Raw genomic sequence first — 15,381 nt, 5'->3', positions numbered from 1 at the left:
GAGGACTACAACGAAAACCACCCGCACTCAGGGCTGAAAATGCGCTCGCCCCGCGAGTTCATCGCAGCTGAAACCGCAACCGCCTGAGTGTCCGGTGAAATGGGGGCAAGACCAGCGTCGCCGATCTCAATGGGGCTTAGTGTACGAGCGCGCTGAGGAGTCCGGCCGTGCTAGGGGGGTGGTGCAAGCGGCCCAAAGCGGTCAATCGCGTTGGTGATCGTTCAGTGCGCAGCGGTGTCGAAGAAGCCGTTCGTAGCCGACCAGCAAGAAGATGGGTTGCTGCCGCTCGAATCCTCCGAAGGTGGAGGCGGCGGGAGCGACCGATCCAAGCCCCCTGACCACCGTTTGATCCGATCGCCGTCCTGACCTGTCAGGGGAGGCGATCACGGGTCAGAGGTTTGCTGAAAGCGAGGGAGAAGCCCGCGAAGGCGGCGATCCAGAGCAGGGCCGAGGCCGTCAGCAGGGCCGCGTGCTGGGGCGTGAAGGCCGCGGCGACGCGGAAGGTCGCGGCGGCTAGGATGGCGGCGTAGATCGCGGTCGTGGCCCGGCCCGCCGTCAGCTTGCGGCCGGTATGGCCGAGGGTGGCGCGAGTCATCACCGCGAGGGTCATCGTGCCGATGAGCCCCGCCGTCCAGGCGTGGACGGCGGCGGAGGTCGGGACGCCCGCGCCGAGGGCGGCAAAGCCGGCGAGGAGAAAGCCGGTCGGCGCGAAGAGATAGGCGAGGTGCAGGATCGTGACCAGCGGCTCGCTCGTGGTGCGCCAGCCGACCCAGCGCCAGAGGCGGATGAGGTGGAGCGCCGCCGCGGCGAGGCAGGCTACGCCGGCGGCGGGGCTGTCGGGGGCGATGATCCAGCCGACGAGCGCGACGCCGCCCGCCGCGAGGGCAAGGGCGTCGAAGCGGCCGAGGGGCGCCGGCAGGCGCCCGGGGCCGCGCTGCGCCAGCCAGTTGCGGGTGAAGCTCGGCACGATCCGGCCGCCGATCAAGAGGACGAGAAAGACGATCGTCGCGAGGCCGAGGCGGGCGCCGTAGCCCTGGGCGGCGGCGCCCGAGGGCGCCTCGAGGTGGAAGGCGAGGTTGCCGGCGGCGACGAGAAGGACCGCGGCGAGGACCGGCAGGTTGCGCCAGTTCCGGCCCGCGACGATCTCGCGCGCGGCGACGAGGGCGAGGAGCGGCAGGAAGGCGAGGTCGATCGCGGCGGCGAGGGGGGACGGGACCAGGGCGGAGCCGGCGACGGCGAGCCGGCCGGCGAGCCAGACGACGACGAGGGCGGCGAGCGGCCAGCCGACCACGGGCAGGCGGCCGGTCCAGTTCGGGATCGCGGTCAGGAGAAAGCCGGCGAGGACGGCCGGGACGTAGCCGTAGAGCATGGCGTGGACATGCCAGTCGACCGGGGCGAGCCGGGTCGGGATCCCGATGGCGCCGGTCAGCGCCGGGATCCAGAGCGCCATGGCGAGGGCGGACCAGACCGCCGCGCCGAGGAAGAACGGGCGGAAGCCGGCGCCGAGGAGCGCCGGGCCGGTCCAGGCGCGGCGCCGGTCGGCGGTGCGGTTCTTCGGGGGCAGGCCGTGTTCGGCAGGGACGGGTCTGGCGGAGGTCATGGGGCGATCCCGGAAAGGGGCGGTCGGGCGTGACAGGCGACGGCCAACACGCGTGTTATTCTGGTCAACACATTGATTTCACGATTGAATGTTGAATGCGTTCACCGGGCCTTCATCTTTCCTGACGAGGGGTCGCCGCTTGCTTCAGAAGGGCAGGAAGCGCAGCACGGCGCCGGGGCGGACCTCGGCTCGGTCGGCGGGGATGACGACGAGGCCGTCGGCGGCGGCGAGTTCGGCGATGCGGGCGGAGAAGGCGCCTGGCAGGATCGAGACGATCGAGCGGCCGGCGGCGTCCATGCCGGTGACGCGGGCGGGGCGGAGTTCGGCGCGGCCGGGGCGGCGGCGGAGCTCGAAGCCGGCCGCGACCTGGGTCTCGGCGGCCTCGGGGCGGACCAGCCCGGCAAGGCGGTCGGCGATGCGGGCGCCGATCAGCGACCAGCCGACATGGACCGCGACCGGGTTGCCCGGCAGGCCGAGATAGATCGCGCCGCCCACCCGGCCGAGGGTCAGGGGCTTGCCGGGCTTGATCGCGACCTTGACGACGGCCAGGGCGCCGCCGGCCTCGGTGACGACGCGCGGCAGGTGGTCCTCCTCGCCCACGGAGACGCCGCCGGTGGTGACGACGAGATCGGCCCAGCCGGCGGCCTCACGCAGCGCCGCGCCGAGCGCCCCGGGGTCGTCGCGCACGGCGCCAAGGTCGCGCGCCTCGATCCAGGGCCGGGCGAGCGCGGCGAGGAGCGCGTAGCGGTTGGAATTGTAGATCTGCCCCGGCGCGAGCGGCGCGCCGGGGGCGACCAGTTCGTCGCCCGAGCAGAAGAAGGCGATGCGGATGCGGCGGCGCGCGGCGACCTCGGCGGCGCCGACGGCGGCCAGCGCCGCCGCCTCGCGCGCGCCGATCACGCGACCGGCGGCGAGGATCGTGGCCCCCTGCTGCAGGTCCTCGCCGCGGCGGCGGATGTTCTGGCCGGGCTTCGGCCTTCTGTCGACGAGGATGGCGTCGCCGCGGCGGGCGACGTGCTCCTGCATGATGACCGCGTCGCAATCGGCGGGCACGGGCGCGCCGGTCAGGATGCGCAGCGCCGCGCCGGCGGGGCGCGCCGGGAGCGCGGCCGCGCCGGCGGGGACGCGGCCGGCGACGGGCAGGAGCCAGGGGCCGTCGCCCGCGAGGTCGGCGGAGGCGAGCGCATAGCCGTCCATCGCGGCGTTGTCGAAGGGCGGGAGCGGCAGCGGGCTCGTCACGTCGGCGGCCAGCACGCGGCCGATGGCGGCGGCGAGCGGCAGTGTCTCGGTCCCGGCGACGGGCGCCGCGAGGCCGACGCCGCGGGCGACGGCCTCGTCGAGGCTGACGAGCCCGTCGGCGTCGCAGCCGCGCTCCCCGCCTGAGCGGACCTCGGTGGGCAGGGCGGTCATGGCGCGGTCTCCGTTTGAATGTGATGGCCGGCGCAGCTGCAGCCGAGGTCGGAGAGGAGGTCGCCCTCCAGGCTGTAGATCAGGCCGTGGATGGCGACGGGGGCGCCGCGGCGCCAGGCGGCGCGCAGGATGGGGGTCTCGGCCACGCGGGTCACGCCCTCCATGACGTTGAGCTCGGCGAGGCGGTCGACCTGCGCCGCCTCGTCGAGGTCGAGGAGCTGGCGGGCGTTGCGGTGCGCCAGCCGGCGGATCGGCTCGATCCAGTGGTTGGCGAGACCCTCGGTCCGGTCCGCAAGGCTGGCCCGCACGCCGCCGCAGCCGTGGTGGCCGCAGACGATGATGTGGCGGACGCCGAGCGCCTCCACCGCGTATTCGAGCGCGGAAAGCAGGTTCATGTCGCTGGAATGGACGACATTGGCGACGTTGCGGTGGACGAAGACCTCGCCCGGGTCGAGGCCGGCGACGACGTTCGCCGGCACCCGGCTGTCGGAGCAGCCGATCCAGAAGAACTCCGGCGCCTGGAGATCGCTGAGCCGGCGGAAATAGTCCGGGTCCGCCGCGGTCATGCCGGCGGACCAGGCGCGGTTGCGGGCGAAGAGGTCGGAGAGCATCAGGCGGCCTCGAGCGCGACGCCCCGGATGTCGGCCCGGGCCGCCAGCTCCGTCACCAGCGCGCGGGCGGCGCGCGCCCAGGCGGCCCGCTCGAGCGCCTCGCGGATGCGCGGGGCCGCGGTCTGGAAGGGCAGGATCTCGCCGCGCGCGCGGGCGTCGAGGCGGATGACGTGGAGGCCGTAGCGGGTGGCGACCGGGCTGGCCGCGATCTCGCCCTCGGCGAGGCTCTCGAGCGCGGCCTCGAACTCGGGCACGGTTTCGCCGGCGCCGATCTGGCCGAGCCGNGGATGACGTGGAGGCCGTAGCGGGTGGCGACCGGGCTGGCCGCGATCTCGCCCTCGGCGAGGCTCTCGAGCGCGGCCTCGAACTCGGGCACGGTTTCGCCGGCGCCGATCTGGCCGAGCCGCCCGCCCGCCGCGAGGAGCAGGCGGAATGGGCGCGGGCGAGGCGGCCGAAGGCCTGCGGATCGGCGGCGAGTTCAGCGAGGATCGCCCGCGCGGCCGCGTCGGCGGCCGCGCGGGCGGCTGCGTCGTCGGGCGCGGCGGCGAGCAGGATATGCGCGGCGGCGTAGAGCGTGGGCGCGCGGAAGGCGTCCGGGTCGCGGTCGTAGGCGGCGCGGATGGCGGCCTGAGAGGGCGCCTCGGGCGCGACCCGCGCCTCGATCAGCGCGCGGATCATCGCCTCGTCCTCGGTCTCGCGCCTGCCGCCGCCAAGGTCGCGCGGCAGGGCGGCGAGGCCGATGCCCTGCGCCTCCTGCCGCAGGAGGGCGCGCACGGCGAGGGCGCGCGCCGCCGCCCGCCAGGCGAGGCCGGGCTTGCCCGAGGGCGCCGGGTGGAGCTGCGCCTCCGCGGCGATCGCCGCCGCCGGGATCACCTCTCCGTTGACCACGACGTCGGGCTGAAGGGGGAGCTTCATCGTCGTCACCCCGCGGGATGCTGGTTCGGAGGCATCGCACGGCGCCGTGTGCGCACGACCTGATAGCCCGGCCGCCACAGGTAGCGGACCGGAGCCGAGAGCATGTGCACGAGCCGGGTGAAGGGGAAGACGAGCAGGATCGTGAGCCCCAGCACGATGTGCAGCTTGAAGAGGATATTGACGTCCGCGACGAACTCCCAGGCGTCGGTGCGGAAGGTGAAGATGCCCTGCGCCCAGCTCATGAACTTGACCATCTCGTGCCCGTCCATGTGCTGGAGCGAGACGAGGATCGTCAGGAGGCCGAGGACGAGCTGGACCAGCAGCATCACGAGGATGGCGATATCGGCGTTGCTGGAGGTCGCGAGGATCCGCGGGTCGGTCAGACGGCGGTGCAGCAGGATCGCACCGCCGGCCAGCGCCATGACGCCGGCGACGCCGCCGAGGCCGATGGCGACGCCCTGCTTGAAGCCATGGGCCACGCCGAGCGCGTCCCAGATCCAGATGGGCGTCAGCAGGCCGACGAGATGGCCGAAGAAGATCGCGATGACGCCGACGTGGAAGAGCACCGAGCCGACGATGAACTGGCGCTGGCGCAGGAGCTGGCTGGAGCTCGACTTCCAGCTGAAGGGATCGCGCTCGTAGCGGGCAATGGAGCCGACGGCGAGCACGGTCAGCGCGATGTAGGGATAGATCTGGAACAGGAAGAAGTTCATCGGATTGCTCCTGTCAGCTGGCCATTCGGGAGAGGATTTCCCGGCTCGCGGGACAGCCGGCGTTCGGGTCGGGGCCGAAGGTGACCTGGCTCTCCTCCCAGATCGCGTCGAGCGCCGCGAGATCCTCGGGGTCGTCCTCGGGCTGGGCCGCGAGTCCTGCGATGAGCTCGGCCGGGGCCGTCATCGTGCTCAGGGCGACGGCGGCTTGCAGGACGGCGGCATAGGCGCTGCAGCGCTTTTCCAGACGGTCGCCGAGGACGGCGATCACATGGCCCGCGTCCGCCAGCGTGTCGCGCGCCTCGTCGAGCGGACGCTCGCTGAGGAACTCGAGCAGGATGGGCAGGTGGTCCGGCAGTTCTGGCCCGACCGGTTCGAACCCGCCCTCCCGATAGGTCTCGAGCAGATCGACCATGGCCTGGCCGCGCGCCCGGGTTTCGCCGTGGATGTGCTCGAAGAGGTTGAGCGAGAGGGCGCGCGAGCGATCGAAGAGCAGCACGAACCGCTCCTGCAGGTCCATGAGGTCGCACGCGCCGAGTTCCGCCAGCAGCGGCTCCAGCGCCGCCCGCCGGTCTGGGGACAGAAGTCCCTCGGCGGCGAGCGACGGGCCGATCTCCCGCGCCGCGGCCTGCAGGTCGGCGGAGGGATAGGTGAGCAGTGCGGAAAGCGCCTTGAGGGTGACGATCATGACTTCATCGCCTCCGGAATGGTCAGGCCGCGCTTCTTGCCCTGGAAGAGCGAGCCCTTCGAGATGCCGTCGGAGCAGCCGTTGCCGTCGGTGAAGCCGCAGCCGCCGCGCAGGCCCATGATGTCCTCGTCGGCGAGCTCCCGGTGCGCGGTCGGGATGACGAAGCGGTCCTCGTAGTCGGCCAGCGCCATGACCTTGTACATCTCCTCGATCTGGAGGCCGGTCAGGCCGACGCGGGCGGCGACGCCCTCGTCGATCACGCCGTCCACGGTCTTGGCCCGCATGTAGGCCCGCATGGCGAGCATCCGCTCCAGGCACCGGGCGATCGGCTCCTCGTCGCCGGCGGTCAGCATGTTGGCGAGGTAGCGCAGCGGGATGCGCAGGTTGCGCACGTCCGGCATGTCGCGGTCGTGGCCGATCAGCCCCGCCTCGGCCGCGTTCTTGATCGGCGAGAGCGGGGGCACGTACCAGACCATGGGGAGCGTCCGGTATTCCGGGTGGAGGGGGAAGGCGACCTTCCACTCCATCGCCATCTTCCAGACCGGCGAGCGCTTCGCCGCCTCGATCCAGTCCTGCGGCACGCCGTCCGCCCGCGCCATCTCGGCGATGACGGGGTCGTTCGCGTCGAGGAAGATCTTCAGCTGGGCCGCGTAGAGGTCCTTCTCGTTCGCTGCGCTCGCCGCCTCCTCGATGGCGTCGGCGTCATAGAGCATGACCCCGAGATAGCGGATGCGCCCGACGCAGGTCTCGGAGCAGACCGTGGGCTGGCCGCTCTCGATCCGGGGATAGCAGAAGGTGCATTTCTCGGATTTGCCGCTCTCCCAGTTGTAGTAGATCTTCTTGTAGGGGCAGCCGGAGACGCACATCCGCCAGCCGCGGCATTTCTCCTGGTCGATCAGGACGATGCCGTCCTCCTCGCGCTTGTAGATCGCGCCCGAGGGGCAGGAGGCCGCGCAGGTCGGATTGAGGCAGTGCTCGCACAGCCGCGGCAGGTACATCATGAAGGTGTTCTCGAACTGGCCGTAGATCTCCTTCTCGACCCCTTCGAAATTGTAGTCCGCCTTGCGCTTCTCGAATTCGCCGCCGAGGATCTCCTCCCAGTTGGGGCCGCCGACGATCTTCTCCATCCGCTCGCCGGTGATCTTGGACCGGGGCCGGGCGGTGGGGAAATGCGCCATCTCCGGCGCCTGCTGGAGATGGGCGTAGTCGAAGTCGAAGGGCTCGTAATAGTCGTCGATCTCGGGCAGGGATGGGTTGGCGAAGATGTTGGCGAGGATGCGCCACTTCGCTCCCTGCCGCGGCTGGAGATGGCCGCGGGCATTGCGCTCCCAGCCGCCGTTCCAGCGCTTCTGGTTCTCCCAGCCCTTGGGGTAGCCCAGGCCCGGCTTGGTCTCGACGTTGTTGAACCAGGCGTATTCGACGCCCTCGCGGCTGGTCCAGACGTTCTTGCAGGTGACCGAGCAGGTGTGGCAGCCGATGCACTTGTCGAGGTTCAGGACCTTGCCGATCTGCGCGCGGATCTTCATTCGGCTGCCTCCAGCTTGGGGGTGGCGGATGCGGGCTGGTCGAGCCAGTCGACGTTGCGCATCTTGCGGACGATGACGAACTCGTCCCGGTTCGAGCCGACGGTCCCGTAGTAGTTGAAGCCGTAGCTGAGCTGGGCGTAGCCGCCGATCATGTGGGTGGGCTTGAGCACCGTGCGGGTGACGGAGTTGTGGATGCCGCCGCGGTTTCCGGTCATCTCGGAGCCCGGCGTGTTCACGATCTTCTCCTGGGCGTGATACATGAAGGTCGTGCCTTCCTTGATCCGCTGGGAGACGACCGCCCGCGCCGTCAGCGCGCCGTTGGTGTTGTAGAGCTCGACCCAGTCGTTATCGACGATGCCGGCGCGGGCCGCGTCGGTCTCGGAGATCCAGATCACCGGCCCGCCGCGGTTGAGCGTGAGCATCAGCAGGTTGTCGGTGTAGGTCGAGTGGATGCCCCATTTCTGGTGCGGCGTGATGAAGTTCAGCACTACGTGCGGCGCGCTCTCGGCCGCGTCGCGGTTCACCTCCGTGGTGATGGTCTTGAGGTCCACCGGCGGGCGGTAGACGCAGAGCGCCTCGCCGAAGGCGCGCATCCACAGATGGTCCTGGTAGAGCTGCTGCCGCCCCGAGAGGGTGCGCCAGGGGATGAGCTCGTGGACGTTGGTGTAGCCGGCGTTGTAGCAGACCTCCTCGCTCTCGATCCCCGACCAGGTCGGCGAGGAGATGATCTTGCGCGGCTGGGCGGCCACGTCGCGGAAGCGGATCGCGTCATGCTCCTTGCCGACGGCGAGGTGGGTGTGGTCGCGGCCCGTCGCCTTCCCCAGCGCCTCCCAGGCCTTGACCGCCACATGGCCGTTGGTCTCGGGGGCGAGCGTCAGGATCACCTCGGCCGCGTCGATAGCCGTCTCGATCTTCGGCATGCCCTGCGTGACGCCCGGCTCGGTGACCGGGTCGTTCAGGTCGCGCAGGTGATGGACCTCGGCCCTGGTGTCCCAGGCGATGCCCTTGCCGCCGTTGCCGAGTTTTTCCATCAGCGGGCCGAGCGCGGTGAAGCGGCGGTGGAGGTTGGGATAGTCCCGCTCGACCGCGACGTAGTTCGGCGCGGTGCGGCCGGGGATCAGGTCGCATTCGCCCCGCTTCCAGTCGCGCACGTCGCCCTGCGCCATCTCGGCTGCGGTGTCGTGCAGGATCGGCACGGCCACCACGTCGGTCTCGACGCCCAGCACCTCGGGCGCGACCTCGGAGAACTTCCGCGCGATGGTCTTGAAGATCTCCCAGTCCGACCGGCTCTCGTAGGCCGGGTCCACCGCCGCGGTCAGCGGGTGGATGAACGGGTGCATGTCCGAGGTGTTGAGGTCGTCCTTCTCGTACCAGGAGGCCGTGGGCAGCACGATGTCGGAATAGACGCAGGTGGTCGACATGCGGAAGTCGAGCGTCACCAGCAGGTCGAGCTTTCCTTCCGGCGCCTGGTCATGCCATCGCGCGTCCTTGGACCGCACCCGGCCCTCCGCGCCGAGGTCCTTGCCCAGCACGCCGTGTTCGGTGCCGAGCAGGTGCTTGAGGAAATACTCATGCCCCTTGCCCGAGGAGCCGAGCAGGTTCGAGCGCCAGACGAAGAGGTTGCGCGGCCAGTTCTCGGGCGCGTCGGGGTCCTCGCAGGACATCTCGATCTCGCCGGACTTCAGCCGCTCGGCGACATAGTCCTTCGCCTCGACCCCGGCGGCCCTGGCGGCGCGGCCGACCTCCAGCGGATTGGTCTTCAGCTGCGGCGCGGAGGGCAGCCAGCCCATGCGCTCGGCGCGGATGTTGAAGTCGATCAGGCTCGCGTCCCAGTCGCCGGCGGGGGCGGTCGGGGACAGGATCTCCTGCGCGGTCAGGGTCTCGTAGCGCCACTGGTCGGTATGGGCGTACCAGGCGGAGGTCGCGTTCATCTGCCGCGGCGGCCGCCCCCAGTCGAGGGCGAAGGCGAGCGGCGTCCAGCCGGTCTGGGGGCGGAGCTTTTCCTGGCCGACGTAGTGGGACCAGCCGCCGCCCGACTGGCCGATGCAGCCGCACATCACCAGCATGTTGATGATGCCGCGGTAGTTCATGTCCATGTGGTACCAGTGGTTCAGGCCGGCCCCGAGGATGACCATGGACTTGCCCCTGGTCTTCTCGGCGTTCAGCGCGAACTCGCGGGCGACGGTGACGATGGCGTTGCGGTCCACGCCGGTGATCTTCTCGGCCCAAGCGGGGGTATAGGGGATGTCCGCGTCATAGTCCGACGTGACCCAGTCTCCCCCGAGGCCGCGGTCGAGGCCGTAGTTGGCGCAGAAGAGGTCAAAGACGGTGGCGACCAGCGTCTCGCCGTCCTTGAGCGCCAGCCGCCGCACCGGGACGTTGCGCGTCAGCACGCCGGGGTGGTCGCAGCGGGTGAAGTGCTCCGTCGCCTGCCCGCCGAAATGGGGGAAGTCGACGCCGACCACGTCGTCGCGGTGCTCCTCGAGCAGGAGGCTCATGCGGAGCGAGATCTCCTGCCCGTCCGCGACCTGCTCAAGGTTCCAGAGGCCGGTGGTCTTCTTGCGCTCGGTGGTCATGCCGGCGGCGGCGGCGCCGGGACCCTTCTTCAGGTCTTTGGAGCCCTCGCCCTCCCAGCGGAAGCCGATGGAGCCGTTGGGCGCGACCAGCCGCTCGGCGCTCTCGTCGATCCCGACCGTCTTCCAGTCGGGATTGTCGTCTTCGCCAAGGCCGTCGGCGAAGTCGCTCGCGCGCAGCATCCGCCCCGGGACCAGCCGCCCGTCCCGCTCCTCCAGCTTCACCAGGAGCGGCATGTCGGTGTAGCGTCGGCAATAGTCCTCGAAATATTCCGCCTGCCGGTCGAGGTGGAATTCGCGCAGGATGACGTGGCCCATGGCCATGGCGAGCGCGCTGTCCGTGCCCGCCTTGGGGCTGAGCCAGATGTCGCCGAACTTGGCCGCCTCGGAGTAGTCGGGGCAGATCACCGCCGACTTCGCCCCGCGATAGCGCGCCTCGGTATAGAAATGCGCGTCCGGGGTGCGGGTCTGGGGCACGTTGGAGCCCCAGAGAATCAGGAAGCCGGCGTTGTACCAGTCGGCGCTTTCCGGCACGTCGGTCTGCTCGCCCCAGGTCCTCGCAGTCAGCCGTAGAATGCGCCTGCAACCTACTGTTTCGTAAAAAGAACGCCCCGCCGCTAGGCGGGGCGAGTTTTTCCTCCACTACGAGGAAAGGGCCGGTCCCGCCCGGTCGGGGGGATGACCAAGGGCCGGCGCGCGATCGGAAGCTTAGGCCTGACCAACGCGAGGGCAACAGGCGGCGCCGAGCGTAGCGCAGCGCCGTCGGCGGCAGTCTCTCAGGACGCTTCGCCGCTCCGCAACCGCCCTTGTGGATCGATCCGGCACCCGTCCCCGGTGCGCTCGATGCTGGCGTCGGCGCCGTGCCGATCAATGAAATGACGATCGGCCTCGGCCTTGCTGCGGGCATGGAAGTCGGCAGCCTTGTGGCCGGAGGGGCGGCGGCACATGACGCCGGCCCTTCGACCGCAGCTCGGACAGGCGACGGCGAGGACCGGATGCGACCAGGCGGTGAAGTCTGTCATCGACGACGCGTTCCTCGGAACCATGGGGCAGGGGGAGTGGCCGGCGGGGTCTGTCCCGCCGGCCACCATGCTCAGAGCATCTCGGGCGGCAGCCACGCCGCCACACGCGCGCGCTGGTCGGCCGGCATCTCGGTCTCGGGCTGGAACAGGGTTTCGAGGCGGGCGCACTTCTCGCCCTTTTTCGCCTTGGCGAAGGTCCGGGCTTCGGTGCTGTCGGCCTCGATGCCGCGCAGCTCGCACCACAGCACGTCGAGATAGCCGCCCGGCGCCCGCTTGAAGAAGTTCTCCGTGGTCGGGGTCCAGACCGCCCGCGGCTCGACCTTGGCGAGCTTGTCGAAGACCGGAGCCAGCATGTCGTTGCCGTAGTCCGACGGGTCGAGCAGCCGGGCCAGCTCCAGCGTCAGGACTTCTCGGACATGCTCGGCCCCACGCTTGCGGAACGCCCGGAACGCCTTGGCGAGATCGGTGGCGTTGCTCCGCCCGGCCTCGGTGTCGAGCAGGCGCGGATCGGGCGCGTAGCCGGTCTCCGTCGTCGGCGTCACGTTGACCGCGTAGCGGTGCAGGGAGAAGGCCCGCCCGACGTTCGAGTGCAGGTGGAAGGCGAGCAGGTCGAGCAGCAGGTCAGGCTGCTGCAGGGCGGCGTGCTGACGGGCACCACGGCGGACCGCTCGCAGGTCCTGCTTCAAGGCCTCGGAGAGCCGCGGAGCGCCGTCCTGGGCGGCCTCCGGCGCCTCGTCGTCCTCGGCCACCAGAGCACGCTCGATGATCCCCGCCTCGGCCGCCGCAGGCTGGTCGACCGGCAGCACCATGGCGTGGGTGGCGCGAAGCTCGCCGCCGTAGTCGAGGTAAAGGACGACGCCGGCATGCTGCTTCTGCTCGGCGGTATGGTCCCCGTCGAGGATGGCGGTCAGCCGGTCGAGTTCCTCGGTCTCCGCCGGGTCGAGGTCGTCCCCCTCGGCGCGTAGGACGAGCTCGTCGCGCCGCGCGGTCTCCTCCTCGGTCAGCGCCCCCTCGGCGGGGTAGAGGGTGATGGCGTCGAGCTGGTCGGAGATCCCCCATGCCGAACTCTCGGCGCTGGTCTGCACCCACTTCCAGCCGTCACGCACGCGGGTTTCCTCGGCGACCTCGGCGAAGCGCGCCGCGAAACAGGCGTCGAGGATATCGACGTCGTCGAGATAGACCTCGCCGCCGAAGAGATCGGTGGAGATCCTGCCACCCGCCCTTCGATAGGCCGGAACCCCGACGAAGCGGGCGCGGCGGTCGGTGTCGCGCACCGCCCCGGCCTTCAACAGCCGCTTGATGCTGTCCTCGGAGTAGCGCCCGGGATGCCCGCCGATCTGCGCGAGGACCTCCTCGATCCGCACTGGGTCGTCGCAGAGCACGAAGACCGCCGCCTCGGTCAGGCCGATCTTGTCGGCGCGGAGGGCGGCCAGAACCGGCTCGGGAAGCCCGGCCAGCCGCAGCCGGCGCTTCACGTGGGCCTTGGTGACGCCGAAGGCGATGGCGATCGCGGCCTCGCCGACGCCCTTCTCGCGGAGCATGGCGTATTCGTGGATTTCGTCAGCCGGGTGCAACGCCGACCGCAGGCTGTTCTCGGCAGCCGCCCACACCGCCGCTGTCGCCTCATCATCGGCGAGCTTCACCGGAACCGTGGCGAACCGCGCGTCGTCCTGCAGCTGGGCGAGGGCTCGAAGCCGCCGGCCGCCGGCGATGACGCCGACCTTGCTGCCGTCGCAGCGGAGGCCCGCGAGGTTCTGGATCAGGCCCAACTCGCGGATGTTCGCGGCGAGCGCGTCAATCTCGGCCTGCGGCGGGTCGAGCCTCGGGTTCAGGGGGTGGATGTAGAGGTCCGCAAACGACACTTGTTCGACAACCATCATGGCTGGTCTCTCCTTCGTGGTGGCGCGGCCGTGGGTCTCTGCCCTTCGGTCCGCTTTGGGCGGAGCCGTCCCGGTCTGCCGACCGGAAATGCACCTCGCATTTCCGGGGAAGGCAGAGCGGGGAGGGCGACTGCCCGACCGCGGCCGGGCGGGCGCGGGTCAACCGGGCGGAGACGGCCTGGCGCGGCCCGCAGCCCGAGGCGAGGACACGGGGGCGGCGGAGCTGGCGGCCCTGGCCGCCGCTTGCCGGTTGACGCGCGGGCGCCCGGATGCTGGGCGGACGTCAGGAATGGCAAAGTCGTCAGGGCGGGGGTGAGCGGGCGTTAGCCCGTCGATCCTCCGGTTTGGCCGCAGCTGCTCATGATCGCTGATGGCGATCCCAAGACACTGTGGCTTCTGGGGAAAAGTGAGGAGTTAGAGTCTGTTAGAACTTCGTTAGAGAGTCGTTACGGATTAGGGACCATCCAGTAACCCGTTTAAAATAAGGGCTGATTCCCAGAATTTGGAGCTGATTGGTGTGTGAAGTGACGAAAGACAGTGTGTGAAGTGACGAAGCTCGGTGGGTGAAGTGACGACTCCTCGGTGGGTGAAGTGACAAAGCGGGAGGGATATCCACAGGCGGGTCCCCTGGTCTCCGGTGGGTGAAGTGACGAAGGCCCTTGACCCATGGTGGGTGAAATGACGATAGTGCTCGGTGGGTGAAGTGACGAAAGCGTGGAGGGAGCAAAAGTGACGACGGACCGATCTCCATTGCTTCCGGACCGGCATCCGCAGAGGGATCTGTTTGTATGTGACATCGTCGGTGCGGTTCCGAAAGGCGACATGTCCTCAATGGAGCATCCGGTCTTCTCTCTCTCGACAAAGCCCGACATGCGACCGCGGCGATACGAGCGCGGAGGAAACTGGATCGAAGTTTCCCCTTCACGCTACGGGACGGCGACGGTCCACGACCGGGATGTTCTGATTTACTGCATTAGCCAGTGCATGGCCGCGTTGAACGACGGTCGAAAGGTCCAGCGCACGATGCGGTTTAAGGCCTATGATTTGCTGGTGGCGACCAATCGCCAGACATCAGGTCGCGGCTATGAGCTTTTGAAGGATGCGCTCAGGCGTTTGCAGGGAACCCAGATTGAGACAAATCTTCGCCAGGGGGGAAAGGAATACTTCAAGGTTTTCGGCCTAATCGAATCCGCTGAGATTGTTCGCGAGACCCGGGATGGCCGGATGCTCGATGTCGAAATCACCTTGTCGGACTGGGTATTCGACGCGATCGAGAATAACCATATTCTTACGCTTAATCGCCGTTACTTCTTGCTCAGGAAACCCTTAGAGAGACGGCTCTATGAGATTGCACGAAAACATTGCGGTGCGCAGATGGAATGGCGCATCGGTGTACGCACACTTTCCGAGAAGTGCGGATCTTCATCGAGCGAAAAGGAGTTTCGTCGAATGCTGGGTATCATCGTCGATGACGATACCCAGCACGATCATATGCCAGACTACAGATTTCTGATCGAGGGTGATAATGTTCTGGTTCGTCGCAAGGATGTTATTGTTGAGATTGAAGGCCGCTCGGAACCTGACTGTGCCTTGCGGCTCACACCGGAGACCATGGCCGCGGCGCGTAGTCATGCCCCTGGATGGGATGTCTACCAGCTTGAAAGCGAATGGCGAGCTTGGGTGGCGGCGAAGGGGATAGGTGTCAAAGATCCGGATCGGCACTTTCTCAGTTTCTGCCGGAAGCGGGGCTCAACGAGATAACGCGTGTCCCGATCGTGGCGGCTCTTTGGAATGGAGCCGGGCATTGTCACCAGGAACGGAACTACAGCGCCCACATCAGCGCCAGGATGACCAGAATCGCCAGCAAGGTGAGTAACGCTAGGCCGAGTCCTGTGCCGGGTCGACTGTCCCCCGCGCCGTCGAGGAGTTCGCCGTCGCTGTCGCGGAAGCCAAACTCGTGATGTTGCATCTTGATGGTGCCCCCATTCTCCAGCTCGATGACAATGCCAGAGGCGGTCAACGGCAGGGAACCGGAGTGATCGTTCATCATGAAAGTCCCCACGATTTCACCGGAAGTCCCGCGTCTTGACCTTGATCTCGTCGATATGACGGTGCGGATCGGCGAGGTCGCGCCCGCGAAACGCCTTCGGTAGGAGCTCCCGCGGGTCGGGGCTCGATCCCCCCGACCGAAGCGCGTCGCCGCGGCCATGGGGCAGGGGGAAGCTCGTTTCACGCCCGCCGACGCTGGCGAGATCGGCCGAGAGGTCGGTGAAGCGCCGGGCGACGAGATGGACCACCTCGCCCTCGCGCTGGACGTGTCCGCGCACGGCCAGTGACCTGCCCCCCGGTGGTCCCTCGCTCATGACGCGAGTCCGCAGGTTGGATTTCGGTATTGGTCTTCGCCGGATTTCACAAGCGCGCCGGGCGCGGAGCCCTCAGCCAGCTC

The 15,381-nt window shown here is 69.0% G+C and carries 12 protein-coding genes and 2 pseudogenes; 1 reads left to right on the top strand and 13 read right to left on the bottom strand.

What is annotated here, in order from left to right; translation table 11 throughout:
• Positions 1–370 precede the first annotated feature (370 nt).
• The 11 genes and pseudogenes from ACLJK8_RS19640 to ACLJK8_RS19590 form a co-directional block, all read right to left on the bottom strand.
• Positions 371–1,600, bottom strand: a complete 1,230-nt coding sequence (locus tag ACLJK8_RS19640) for an NnrS family protein (RefSeq protein WP_413152049.1) — start codon at positions 1,598–1,600, stop codon at positions 371–373.
• Between the two features lie 144 nt (positions 1,601–1,744).
• The gene (gene glp, locus ACLJK8_RS19635) at positions 1,745–3,010 is read right to left on the bottom strand and encodes a gephyrin-like molybdotransferase Glp (protein WP_413152048.1); all 1,266 of its coding nucleotides are present in this window, start codon (positions 3,008–3,010) and stop codon (positions 1,745–1,747) included.
• The gene (locus ACLJK8_RS19630) at positions 3,007–3,621 is read right to left on the bottom strand and encodes a carbonic anhydrase (protein ID WP_413152047.1); all 615 of its coding nucleotides are present in this window, start codon (positions 3,619–3,621) and stop codon (positions 3,007–3,009) included. Before ACLJK8_RS19630 ends, glp begins: the two co-directional genes overlap by 4 nt.
• On the bottom strand, positions 3,621–3,875 hold the full coding sequence (locus ACLJK8_RS19625; RefSeq protein WP_413152046.1) for a peptidylprolyl isomerase: 255 nt from the start codon (positions 3,873–3,875) through the stop codon (positions 3,621–3,623). The genes ACLJK8_RS19630 and ACLJK8_RS19625 overlap by 1 nt, the downstream gene beginning before the upstream one ends.
• 89 nt (positions 3,876–3,964) lie before the next feature.
• Positions 3,965–4,299, bottom strand: a pseudogene (locus tag ACLJK8_RS19620) (peptidylprolyl isomerase); the annotation flags it as partial.
• 242 nt (positions 4,300–4,541) lie between these two features.
• Positions 4,542–5,249, bottom strand: coding sequence for a respiratory nitrate reductase subunit gamma (gene narI / locus ACLJK8_RS19615; protein WP_413152045.1), 708 nt, complete (start codon positions 5,247–5,249; stop codon positions 4,542–4,544).
• A gap of 13 nt (positions 5,250–5,262) precedes the next feature.
• A complete protein-coding gene (gene narJ / locus ACLJK8_RS19610; RefSeq protein WP_413152044.1) occupies positions 5,263–5,934 on the bottom strand; it encodes a nitrate reductase molybdenum cofactor assembly chaperone in 672 nt (223 codons plus the stop codon).
• On the bottom strand, positions 5,931–7,460 hold the full coding sequence (gene narH, locus ACLJK8_RS19605) for a nitrate reductase subunit beta (RefSeq protein ID WP_413152043.1): 1,530 nt from the start codon (positions 7,458–7,460) through the stop codon (positions 5,931–5,933). Before narH ends, narJ begins: the two co-directional genes overlap by 4 nt.
• Positions 7,457–10,588: pseudogene (locus ACLJK8_RS19600) on the bottom strand (nitrate reductase subunit alpha); the annotation flags it as partial. The gene narH and the pseudogene ACLJK8_RS19600, both read right to left, overlap by 4 nt.
• Before the next feature lie 221 nt (positions 10,589–10,809).
• Positions 10,810–11,055 carry a hypothetical protein gene (locus tag ACLJK8_RS19595; protein WP_413152041.1) on the bottom strand — a complete coding sequence of 82 codons (246 nt, stop codon included), beginning with the start codon at positions 11,053–11,055 and terminating at the stop codon, positions 10,810–10,812.
• Positions 11,056–11,126: 71 nt separating this feature from the next.
• Positions 11,127–12,935: a ParB/RepB/Spo0J family partition protein gene (locus ACLJK8_RS19590; RefSeq protein ID WP_413152040.1), complete on the bottom strand. Its 1,809-nt coding sequence runs from the start codon at positions 12,933–12,935 to the stop codon at positions 11,127–11,129.
• Between the two features lie 729 nt (positions 12,936–13,664).
• Here ACLJK8_RS19590 and ACLJK8_RS19585 point away from each other — a divergent pair.
• Positions 13,665–14,696 (top strand): replication initiator protein A, encoded by a 1,032-nt coding sequence (locus ACLJK8_RS19585; protein ID WP_413152038.1) that lies wholly within the window; start codon positions 13,665–13,667, stop codon positions 14,694–14,696.
• Positions 14,697–14,757: 61 nt separating this feature from the next.
• Here ACLJK8_RS19585 and ACLJK8_RS19580 read toward each other — a convergent pair whose 3' ends face one another.
• Together ACLJK8_RS19580 and ACLJK8_RS19575 are read right to left on the bottom strand one after the other, a co-directional pair.
• The gene (locus tag ACLJK8_RS19580; RefSeq protein ID WP_413152037.1) at positions 14,758–14,985 is read right to left on the bottom strand and encodes a hypothetical protein; all 228 of its coding nucleotides are present in this window, start codon (positions 14,983–14,985) and stop codon (positions 14,758–14,760) included.
• 16 nt (positions 14,986–15,001) lie between these two features.
• Positions 15,002–15,298: a hypothetical protein gene (locus tag ACLJK8_RS19575; RefSeq protein WP_413152035.1), complete on the bottom strand. Its 297-nt coding sequence runs from the start codon at positions 15,296–15,298 to the stop codon at positions 15,002–15,004.
• Between the last annotated feature and the right edge of the window lie 83 nt (positions 15,299–15,381).

It is taken from the genome of Amaricoccus sp. W119 (assembly GCF_047275745.1).
In the GTDB taxonomy this organism is placed as follows: domain Bacteria; phylum Pseudomonadota; class Alphaproteobacteria; order Rhodobacterales; family Rhodobacteraceae; genus Amaricoccus.
Note: the sequence above shows the minus strand (reverse complement) of the source record. Positions and strands in the feature narration are given on the sequence as shown.

Coding starts and splice junctions, on each gene's coding strand:
- narJ (WP_413152044.1), bottom strand. CDS start 5,934: ATGATCGTCACCCTCAAGGCGCTTTCCGCACTGCTCACCTATCCCTCC.
- ACLJK8_RS19575 (WP_413152035.1), bottom strand. CDS start 15,298: ATGAGCGAGGGACCACCGGGGGGCAGGTCACTGGCCGTGCGCGGACAC.
- ACLJK8_RS19580 (WP_413152037.1), bottom strand. CDS start 14,985: ATGATGAACGATCACTCCGGTTCCCTGCCGTTGACCGCCTCTGGCATT.
- narH (WP_413152043.1), bottom strand. CDS start 7,460: ATGAAGATCCGCGCGCAGATCGGCAAGGTCCTGAACCTCGACAAGTGC.
- glp (WP_413152048.1), bottom strand. CDS start 3,010: ATGACCGCCCTGCCCACCGAGGTCCGCTCAGGCGGGGAGCGCGGCTGC.
- ACLJK8_RS19590 (WP_413152040.1), bottom strand. CDS start 12,935: ATGATGGTTGTCGAACAAGTGTCGTTTGCGGACCTCTACATCCACCCC.
- ACLJK8_RS19640 (WP_413152049.1), bottom strand. CDS start 1,600: ATGACCTCCGCCAGACCCGTCCCTGCCGAACACGGCCTGCCCCCGAAG.
- ACLJK8_RS19595 (WP_413152041.1), bottom strand. CDS start 11,055: ATGACAGACTTCACCGCCTGGTCGCATCCGGTCCTCGCCGTCGCCTGT.
- ACLJK8_RS19630 (WP_413152047.1), bottom strand. CDS start 3,621: ATGCTCTCCGACCTCTTCGCCCGCAACCGCGCCTGGTCCGCCGGCATG.
- narI (WP_413152045.1), bottom strand. CDS start 5,249: ATGAACTTCTTCCTGTTCCAGATCTATCCCTACATCGCGCTGACCGTG.